The sequence below is a fragment of the Roseateles sp. P5_E1 genome (assembly GCF_054049335.1).
This window is the reverse complement of the sequence record NZ_JBFUMN010000114.1, coordinates 1-2549: the sequence shown is the minus strand read 5'-3', so window position 1 is coordinate 2549 and position 2549 is coordinate 1. Positions and strand designations below refer to the sequence as shown.

Sequence of the window (2549 nt, the reverse complement as noted above, 5' to 3'; positions counted from 1 at the left end):
TCGGCGGTCTCGATGGCCGCCAACTGGGCGGTCGACAAGGTGCCGGCTTGGGTGGAGTTCAGCGAGGCGATCTGGCCCGAGGTCAGGGCGACCATGTCACCCGTGGTCAGGCCCTTGATCTGGGCGGTGCCCAGCGAGGCGACTTGCGCCGTGGTCAACGAGCCGACGGCATCGCTGGCCAGGGAGCCGACCTGGTCGGAAGACAGGCCATTGAGGGCTGCCGTCGTGACGGCGCGCAGGTCGGCCGTTTCCAGCTTGCCCAGCTGGCTGGTGGTCAGTGCACCGAACTGGCTGGAGTTCAGCGCCGCGAACTGGGCGGTGCCCAGCGCGTTGAGGTTGTCGGTCGCGAGATTGGCGAGCTGGGTGTTGGTCAGTGCCTGGACYTGSGCSGASGACAGGTTGGCGAACTGGCCRCTGSTSAGGCTGTTSAGGTCGGCCGTGCCCAGGGTGTTGATCTGGCTCGTGGTCAGCGAATTGATCTGGCCGCTGCTGAGTGCRCGCAACTGGTCGCTGGTGAAAGCGTCGAGCTGGTCGGACGACAGGTTGCGCAGGGCMCCCGTCGTCAGCGACTTGACGTCGGCGGTCTCGATCGCAGCGATTTGCGCGGTGGACAGGCTGCCCGCCTGCGTGGAGTTCAGTGCAGCGACCTGACCCGAGGTCAGGGCGACCATGTCACCCGTGGTCAGGCCCTTGATCTGGGCGGTGCCCAGCGAGGCGACTTGGGCCGTGGTCAGCGAGCCGACGGCGTCGCTGGCCAAGGCACCGACCTGGTCGGACGACAGGTTGTTGAGTGCAGCGGTGGTGACGGCGCGCAGGTCGGCCGTTTCGAGCTTGCCGAGCTGGCTGGTGGTCAGTGCACCGAACTGGCTGGAGCTCATCGCCGCGAACTGGGCGGTGCCCAGCGCGTTGAGGTTGTCGGTCGCGAGGTTGCTGAGCTGGGTGTTGGTCAGTGCCTGGACTTGGGCCGAGGACAGGTTGGCGAACTGGCTGCTGGAGAGGCTGTTCAGGTCGGCCGTGCCCAGCGTGTTGACCTGGGCCGTCGTCAGCGAGTTGACCTGGCCGCTGCTCAAGGCGCGCAGCTGGTCGCTGGTGAAGGCGTCGAGCTGATCGGAAGACAGGTTGCGCAGGGCGCCGGTGGTCAGCGACTTGACATCGGCGGTCTCGATGGCCGCCAACTGGGCGGTCGACAAGGTGCCGGCTTGGGTGGAGTTCAGCGAGGCGATCTGGCCCGAGGTCAGGGCGACCATATCGCCGGTGGTCAGGCCCTTGACCTGGGCGGTGCCCAGCGAGGCGACTTGCGCGGTTGTCAGCGAGCCCACGGCATCACTGGCCAGGGCGCCGACCTGGTCGGAAGACAGGCCGTTGAGGGCCGCGGTGGTGACGGCGCGCAGATCGGCCGTCTCGAGCTTGCCCAACTGGCCAGTGGTCAGCGCGCCGAACTGGCTGGACGACAGGGCCGCGAACTGGGCTGTGCCCAGCGCGTTCAAGTTGTCGGTGGCGAGGTTGCCGAGCTGCGTGTTGGTCAGCGCCTGGGCTTGGGCCGTGGACAGGTTGGCGAACTGGCTGCTGGTCAGGCTGTTCAGGTCAGCCGTGCCCAGCGTATTGATCTGGCTGGTTGTCAGCGAGTTGATCTGGCCGCTGCTCAGCGAACGCAATTGGTCGCTGGTGAAGGCATCGAGCTGGTCGGAGGACAGATTGCGCAGGGCGCCGGTCGTCAGCGACTTGACGTCGGCGGTCTCGATGGCGGCGAGCTGGGCGGTGGACAGGGTGCCGGCCTGGGTCGAGGTCAGCGAAGCCATCTGGGCCGAGGTCATGGCGACCATGTCACCCGTGGTCAGGCCCTTGATCTGGGCGGTGCCCAGCGAGGCGACTTGTGCCGTGGTCAACGAGCCAACGGCGTCGCTGGCGAGGGCGCCGACCTGGTCGGAGGACAGACCATTGAGGGCTGCCGTCGTGACGGCGCGCAGGTCGGCCGTTTCCAGCTTGCCCAGCTGGCCGGTGGTCAGCGCACCGAATTGGCTGGACGACAGGGCCGCGAATTGGGCGGTGCCCAGGGCGTTGAGGTTGTCCGTCGCCAGATTGGCAAGCTGGGTGTTGGTCAGCGCCTGGACCTGGCCCGAGGACAGATTGGAGAACTGGCTGCTGGTCAGGCTGTTCAGGTCGGCCGTGCCCAGGGTGTTGATCTGGCCGGTTGTCAGCGAATTGACCTGACCGCTGCTCAGCGCGCGCAGCTGATCGCTGGTGAAGGCATCGAGCTGGTCGGACGACAGATTGCGCAGGGCGCCGGTCGTCAGCGACTTGATGTCAGCCGTCTCGATGGCGGCAATCTGGGCCGTGGAAAGGCTGCCGGCCTGGGTCGAGGTCAGCGAGGCGACCTGGGCCGAGGTCAGGGCGACCATGTCGCCCGTGGTCAGGCCCTTGATCTGGGCGGTACCCAGCGAGCCAACCTGTGCGGTGGTCAGCGAGCCCACGGCGTCGCTGGCCAGGGCGCCGACCTGGTCGGAGGACAGGCCATTCAAAGCCGCCGTGGTGACGGCGCGCAGGTCAGC

General features: G+C 67.5%; 1 protein-coding gene. It reads right to left on the bottom strand.

Annotated features, from left to right (window positions below; translation table 11 throughout):
* A partial coding sequence (locus ACXJKJ_RS29960; protein WP_457394947.1) for a beta strand repeat-containing protein occupies positions 1–2549 on the bottom strand: 2549 nt, incomplete at both ends.